Source organism: Spirochaetales bacterium (assembly GCA_016930085.1).
Classification (GTDB): domain Bacteria; phylum Spirochaetota; class Spirochaetia; order SZUA-6; family JAFGRV01; genus JAFGHO01.
Genome location: JAFGHO010000002.1, coordinates 1 through 7810 on the forward strand (window position 1 = coordinate 1; position 7810 = coordinate 7810).

The window sequence follows — 7810 nt, forward strand, 5'->3', positions numbered from 1 at the left end:
ACCGCGGAAACGAAAAGCAAGGATATCGAAATCAAGGCAAGCCGGAATATGACGATAAAGGGCTCCACGGTAAAAATAAACTAACGGTAAAATAAAACGTTTATTGAACGATTGTGGATAAAAACAATGTATCGATCGTGTCTCTTTCAAATTTTTTTTCGTTCAGTATAATGACCTCATGATCGGTTTCCAGACAATATTCCATTATTTCCTTTTTCCTGAATGCATATGAAAAAACATATTCTTTATTGTCAAGGAAACCCATCTCGGCCCCATAATAAATTTCCGTTTCAAACATCCTTTCATTGCCGGTAACATTTTTTGGTATCGATATCATATAAAGCGTAAGCGTATCGCTCCCGCCGGATTCATTATAATCCGGAATGGTAGCGGTTATCGTTTTAAGAATAATATCCATAATTTTATGTTTATTATCCGGTCTGTTTTCAATTTTATATTCAACGATTTTTTTATACTTTTCATATTGATCAACACAAATGAAATTATCGTTTTCGTTGTAATAACAGTCAAACCATTTTTCACCGGTCTCATGTTCGAAAAATGAATAATATTCCTGTACCGTCTTAAATAATGAAAAGAAATTGGAAAGATCGTTCATACCGTTCATCTCCTGCTGCGGAGACCAGGAAATCCGAAGCGAGTATTCATTAATGGCAATACTGCACTCATATCCGCTGCTTGCGCAAGTAATTACCGCAACAAGACAAACTGCCATAATCAGTATTGTTTTCTTCATACGCTTAATCCTTTTCCGGTTTACCCGATAACGGCGGCGGCCATGTGTAATGAACCTTGTGTTCTCTACCATTCCAGTAACGGTATCGTTCCTGTGTAATACCCTCTGTTCCCTGGTTTATCTTGATTTCATATTTTGTTTCGAGTATTTTGTACAGTTTATCAAAATCGAAATTCCATGGATCATTATGTCCAGAATCAGGCACAGTGATTCCCCTGTCCACTTCCCTATGCGGAATAATTATCAGTTTCCTTTTGTTTGTGTAGGTCACTTTAGCATATATTTCGGCAAGTTTATTATACATCGCTTCAGGGGGACCTTCCGCCGGATTATGAGTATTGTAGGGGATATCTTTCACCTTACTGTAATAACATTGTTCAACATGAATCATTTGACCTTTCAGAAATTTATTTTTTATCGTCTCCTGTTTCGTTCCGGTCGCCACTTCATTGAATTTGACAAGCCATACGAGTTTGCAGTTATTCAATATATACAGATGGCATCTCCATTTTTGACCGGCTGCTTTCCAGCCATTGATTGTCGATTCCGTCAGGTTTTGGCTGTTCCCTCCCGCCTGATGCACGACAAAGTATTTGACTTTATCCGGTATTTTATAATCATTATCGACTGGTTTCTCGGTTTCCGGATTTGTATTTTGCGGTGTCGGTGAAGAACTGTTTTCCGTTCTTGTTATCTGTCCTCCCGGAAGGTAATAATGGACGGGAGCTGAAGATTCCTGGGGGTATTTCCCGTGTCGAAGTATAAACAATGTCTGGACCAGTTCGGCGTAATCGGTGATACTCATGCCATGGGTAATCTCCGGATACTCGGCAGCTATTTTTTTGACAACGCTGAAAGATGTATCGGCCGAGTTTGATTCGTAATTATAGCCGGGAATGCATATCGCGCAATACTCGCCGATTTCAAGCCCCCCGCCGTACAACAATTCCCAGTTATCAATCTCCTTTTGTGACGTTTCGAGGCTCGGTTTCGCAAGATCCCATCCCGCGGTAAACAGATGCAGCGACTGTAAATCAGTCCCGATTTCCTTGAAAAAATAGTCCTGCGCGATCGTCGCAACCCAGATTTTTTCCGCGCCGTTTTTACTCGCCGAGTTGTAAAACGACATGAATTTCCCGTTTTCCGATTTCAATGTAAAATAAAAACCGATATGATATGTCAGCGTTATTCCCATGATACGTTCTTACGGCCTTTCATCCATGCATTGTTTTTCCGTATATCACAAAAAATATAATTATGTCCGATAAGAAGATATATACCTATTGTCACATACCTTCAGGAAGATAGATTATTTCCACAGGACCGATCGGAAGCTCTTTTTCGGAGATTTTATTATCCGTGATCGTCACCTCTCGTTCGGACCCGTCGGCCAGAATCAGTTTCACCTTTCTGCCGTTCAGATGACTGCCCGGTTTGTATTCGAAAATGTCATACACCTCGAGCACCGGGCTTTCTCCGCTTTCCGCCTCCGGCTTTTTCGATGTTATCGTGAACACGTATTCCGGCAATGTATATCCCTTCTCCTTCTCTTCTTCCGCGCTTTCGACATCATCCCTATCCTCATGGTATTCGACTTCCCACTGCACCTCGATTTTTGAACCCTTCACCTGGGCCGATTTTCTCCCGATAAAATCGTCACTGCCGACCTCATCCTTTTCCCAGATCGTCGCCTCGACCCAGACACCGTCATCGATATCCGTCACATCAGCCGCGAGTGTCACCTTGTCTTTCACATGCGCCTTGCCGATCTGGTTCCCGTCCTCAAGCCACCGGCAGTTGGAAATCTGCGGCTTTTTTTGTGTTTCTTTCTCCTGTTTTTCCTCTCCCGCTGCTGCCGCAACCGCTTCTTCTTCCTTTTTCTTTGTACTGCCGACCGGGTGTCCTTCCATGCCGGCGTCTTCCCCCCCTGTCCGGGAAGGGGAACCGAGACCCGATGTAAAAGCAAACGATGTCGTATACCCCGATAAAGGCTTCACCGCATGTTTTGCCGCGACAATAAAGTATTTACCCGAAAACTTCTTCCCGAGTCCCTCCGCCTTGACGATCGAACCGGCCCTGATATCGGCATTGCCGTATGTTTCTCCGTATCCCGTCACATATTCCCGGTTGTTGCGTACAAGAATGTCCATCGATCGTTGATCGGTGTTTTTCTGATCGAGTGAAAGCGGCTCGATGATCAGCGCCTTCGCGCCGCCGAAATTCGAATCGACGACTTCCCCCCCCGGCGAATCGATATCGCCGAAAACGGCCGATCCGACCAGAACTTCCTGTTTTTGATCGTCCCAGGTCCTTATTTCCACTTCGGATACGATCCCTGACGTGTCCGTCTGCGGGAGAAATTCAATAAGGGTTTTTTCATATTCTAAAACGATATCTTCCGCCTTGTTGCGTTCAAGGCGTTTGACATAGAGGGTTTTATCATCGACCCAGAAGTTTGTATCGTAAAAATCCGAAATGTCGATCAGATATTCGTAATCGGTCTTTCTGTGCTGAAGGGTAAAAAGATGGTTGTGAGGCAATGATTCGACATCCGTCTTGAGTCCCTGATCGCCCGCTATTTGTTCGATGATTTCCTGCGCCGTCATTTGTGAGAACGAACGGCTTTTTTTGCACCGGTTGAGCCGGTGCAGACGGTCGAATCCGCGGACAACGACCTCCCGCACCCTGTCCTGTTTGAAATTGCAGTCCATCCCCGTCACCTCACCGGTGATGAAGGGTTTCGGATCATTCAGATAACCCAGCATGATCTCGACTTCCGCGCCCACGTAAAAATCGTCATTCTCCGCCCATTCGCTTTCCTGATCCGCCACAACGATCGAAAAGGATGAAGGCGCATCGAGACGATTGAGGATGGTTATTTCCTTTATTTCTGCTTCCCGTTCGACGGGGAGGCGGGCGCCATTGAAATAGATGATAAATACGGGAAATACATCATTGTCACCCGCCACGACAAGGCCCCCGTGTATTGTCCCTTGATTGATACGCAGCCGTTTTCATGGAAACGATGTATGTATGCAATCTCATGATGTCACTCTACCACGGCACCCCGCATCTGTCAATATCGCGCCGCCGTGCGCACCAAAAAAAAGGCCGCCCGGACCATGTGTCCGGACAGCCGTTCGTAACGATATTCTGTACAGTCGCTTTCTTACTGTTTTCGCAACGGGCTGTGGAGATAATCGTAACGCCATCGTTCTGGTATCCGCGACAACACGGGACCTTTCGGCTTGTCCGCCCGTGACATCTCGACCCGCTGCATTTTCTCGTCGCCGATCAAAATACCGCCGGCGATCATGGCATAGCCGTTATGATCCGGCCGGGTGATGTCCGGCAAATAGCCGAGAGTGAGGTTGTAGATGACGCCTTCATACATTTCCGTCGACACCTTTTCGACGATACTCGTCCCGTTTTCCGTTCTGATATAATCGCCCGGCTCGATGTTTCTGACGAGTTTGATCGTGTTGTCCCCCATGAGTACGGGGTGCCCCTGCGTGATGAGGACATTGCGCCCGTCCGCATCGATAAGCCGGTACATCGGGATATGTTCGGTTCCCGTCGTGATCCCGTAAACGGGGAGTGTCAGTCCGTTCTCTGACATGACATAATCGCCCTCTTTAATGGTTTCAATCGCCTTTTCCGAACCGTCCGCCATTTTGATAGGTGTCCCCGCTGCGACACAACTCCAGACGAATTGCATCTTCGGCATGGTGAAAAGATCTTCCAGGGGAATAGTGATACTCAGTTTGTTGTCCATTCCATAGATCGTGTTCGTTTCTTCGGGATCATTAACCCTGTCCGGGAAACTGACCGCACCGTCGCTCAACAGGTCCACTTTATACCGGTAGCTCTTGATCGCATTGCCGACAAGCTCCACATTGAAATTCGGATTGCCGGTGATAACGGGAGGCGTTCCCGTCAGGGAAAGAACCGCCGCGTCCCTGTTCACGGTGAATGTATAGGCGGTCGGGGAGCTCTGTTTCCTTCCCGCCCTGTTGACTGCGTACACCCTGATCGTATGGGAACCGTTTGAAAGCCCGGTGAGGCCGATGCGTTCACTTGCGGCTTTTCCCTCGACCGCCGCTCCCGAGTCGAGCGAGTAGTCGTAGCCGGTGACGTTCTCTCCCCCGACCTCAATTTCGATATCGGGTGAGGAGAAGATATTGTCCGATGTCTTCGGCATAAAGAGTTCCGCGACGGGCAGCGCCGCGTTCACGGTCCATTTGAAAACGGTCGGATTTACCTGCATGGTGACCCCGTCAAATCCCCACACCTCGAGGGTATGCATACCGTTGCTCAGGCCGACAAGATTAATGGGGATTCCGATATTGTAATCATACTGCCTGATACCCCCGTCAAGCCTGTAGTCGTATGTCTCGAGTCCCAGCCCGGATACGGTGACAGCGGCCGTTGCGACGGGTGAAAAAAGTTCGGGCGTATTCTCCAGATATGCTTCGGAACTCAAACCGGGAACGATCGTCCAGCTGTAATCGGTCGAATCCGCTTCCGCCTGGAGATTTCCCGCTTTGTCGGCCCCGCGGACGGAAACGATATACCGCAGTTCCAGATACGAGTCTCCCGAGGTATCGCAGACGATGGGCTCCTTGATGTCGCGGAGCGGCGACCAGTCGCCCGCCTCGATCCGCTGCGCCGGGGTACCCGGATCGTAGATGATGCTTTCCTTGTACTGATAGGTGACGACATCCGTTCCACCGACCGAAAGCTCCGCCTTCTTGTGCACGGTATTTGCGCGGGGTTTATTGACGATTTCGGCCACGGGCGGGGTCGTGTCGACCGTCCAGCGGTACACGGTCGGGTTCGCCTGTTCCGTCGAGTCCGTTTTTCCCCGCACTTCGAGGGTGTGATAGCCTTCCGGCAGATTCATTTTCTCAATGTTGGGATAAAATTTGTAGGGCGTGCCGTCGTAGTATGCTTCCGGAATAATGAACGCCGTCGCCTTATGGGCCGCCGTCTGGCGTACCGGAACGTCGATGGTGACGAAAAAGTCGACCTTGTCCGAGTTGTTCCAGCATTTGTCCGGAAACTGTACGATCAGGTCCCAGACAAGCCGCGACGTACCCGTATCGGGATTATAATAGGCCCAGGTGTTGTTGTTGTTCCAGAAAAAAGTCGTTGATATCGGTTTGATCCGCTTGCCGATACCACCGTTGTCGAGACCCAGCACCAGGTTTATGTTACGGATGAACTCGCCGTTCATATCGACCGCCGCCGGATCGGGTTTTCCCCATGTCTGCATTTCTATGCCGCCCCCGTCGCCCGTTGAAGCGTCCAAAAGAATCCGCGCGTCCTGGTAGACGATTTCACCCTTGAAGGGCAAAAATATCTGGCCCCGGTGATCGACATCAATCGAGTAATCGCAGTCCCTGGCGGAACGCTCGAGGCAGACGGTGCAGACTGTCTTGTCATCCAGCGACGGATCCGGTGCGTTCTTTTCATACGGATGAATGAGGGTCATCGTCGTCGGGTAGGTGACGTCCGCAGGTTTGGTTCCCATATAGGCGAAGGTGATTCTGAGAACGGGATCATTGGGATCGTCATTTTCGTCGATCACCCCGTCGCCGTTCGTGTCGTAATCCTCGTAGGCCAGCATCGAATCCGCCTGGACGAAATAATCGTCGGCGTCCCTGCCTTTCGCAATATTATAGGTGCCCTTCGCGCTGCATGAGATGCTGTTTGTATCGAATGTTTCGGCCGCAATGTACTCGGTCTTCGGCAGCCAGTGAAGGTCCCACGCCCTGACATCCATAAAAATATGCGGCCGCTTATCATCTTCCACAACTTCTCTCCCGTCATAAACACTGCCGTAGGCGGAAGCGAAAATGGTGCTGTCTTCCTTGAGTTCGAGTTGGACGACCGCGTGGCCGTCGCCTTCTGCCGGTTCCTCACCGGTGGTCGGATCAAGGCTTCCGCCCGGCCCCCTGCTCAAAGCGAGATGCCGTTCCCTCGCTTTTTCAAGCAGCATAAACAATCTTGGTGAATTGCTTTTATTTTTTCCGCATATGCCGATGCGTGCTTCGATATAATCAAAAACGCCGTCATTGGCGAGATTCGGGACGACTTCGTCGCCGCCGTTTGCCCTGACCGCATCCGCCAATACCTGCTGGACGCCCGGATCAAGCGGACTCGTCAGCAGTTTGGGCTCCCGCTGAAACAGCGGACACCCGCTTAGCAACAGGATAGTGAATACAATAATGAAAACACCCAGATACTTTCTTGATATCATACTTCCTCCTTATATGACGCTGATTTTTTCACTTTCGTGAAATTATTTCAATTGCAGCCGTGCCTCCGGTCAACCGTCGCATTCATACGCGCCGATCGACCACCCGGCCGCACCTTCATTATTGGGCCGTATACTTGACGCATCCCCGCCGTACCCGCCGGTCCGGGGATTCCCGTCGATATCATCCAATAAATAACCGGATAAATCAAGCCCCCCGGCGCGCGTATTCGCGCCGGATTCTTCGGTAATCCGCACGTCCATCGCTTCTCTATCCGAAAACACGGGCGGGGAAGATATATTGCCGCTTACCTGAAATCCCGACAACGCGTTCATCTGATGGATGTCCGTCACTTCGATGATCCTTCCGTCGTTGCCGCAATGATAGGGGACGACGAAATCGAAGATATTGTTGTTTCGAAGCGATACGGGATTCCCCGTATTCCAGACATAGACGCCGAACCGGTAGGTTCCGTCATCCGTAAAGATGATATTGTTTTCGATCACGGTACCTGGCGACTCCTTGAGATAGATGCCGTAGGTTCCTATCAGGCCCCTTCCTGCACAGATCGTATTGTTCGCGATCACCGGAGCCGAACCGCTTTCATTGACGATGCCGTATGAGTTGGCCATCACCAGTTCGTCGCCCCCGCCGTCAATGACATTATTGTATATCACAGGTGATGAGCCGATATTGTAGACGCCCGCGGTGTTCGAGTCTTCCACGGCAATAAGGCGGTTATACGCCACTTCCGTCGCCGAGTCCACATTCAACACACAGATATACCCCGAAA

5 protein-coding genes are annotated in these 7810 nt (G+C 49.7%); all 5 read right to left on the reverse strand.

Features of this window, described 5'->3' with window-relative positions:
- Window positions 1-100: 100 nt before the first annotated feature.
- Window positions 101-757, reverse strand: a complete 657-nt coding sequence (locus JW881_00110) for a hypothetical protein (protein MBN1695886.1) — start codon at window positions 755-757, stop codon at window positions 101-103.
- Window positions 758-761: 4 nt separating this feature from the next.
- Window positions 762-1952, reverse strand: coding sequence for an N-acetylmuramoyl-L-alanine amidase (locus JW881_00115; GenBank protein ID MBN1695887.1), 1191 nt, complete (start codon window positions 1950-1952; stop codon window positions 762-764).
- 91 nt (window positions 1953-2043) lie between these two features.
- The gene (locus JW881_00120; GenBank protein ID MBN1695888.1) at window positions 2044-3726 is read right to left on the reverse strand and encodes a phage late control D family protein; all 1683 of its coding nucleotides are present in this window, start codon (window positions 3724-3726) and stop codon (window positions 2044-2046) included.
- A gap of 200 nt (window positions 3727-3926) precedes the next feature.
- Window positions 3927-7019, reverse strand: coding sequence for a hypothetical protein (locus JW881_00125; GenBank protein ID MBN1695889.1), 3093 nt, complete (start codon window positions 7017-7019; stop codon window positions 3927-3929).
- A gap of 69 nt (window positions 7020-7088) precedes the next feature.
- Window positions 7089-7810, reverse strand: a 722-nt coding sequence (locus tag JW881_00130) for a right-handed parallel beta-helix repeat-containing protein (protein MBN1695890.1), incomplete at its 5' end; no start/stop codon positions are given.

Excerpts from the sequence above, each read along its gene's own strand:
- JW881_00125 (MBN1695889.1), bottom strand. The coding sequence starts at position 7,019 with ATGATATCAAGAAAGTATCTGGGTGTTTTCATTATTGTATTCACTATC.
- JW881_00115 (MBN1695887.1), bottom strand. The coding sequence starts at position 1,952 with ATGGGAATAACGCTGACATATCATATCGGTTTTTATTTTACATTGAAA.
- JW881_00110 (MBN1695886.1), bottom strand. The coding sequence starts at position 757 with ATGAAGAAAACAATACTGATTATGGCAGTTTGTCTTGTTGCGGTAATT.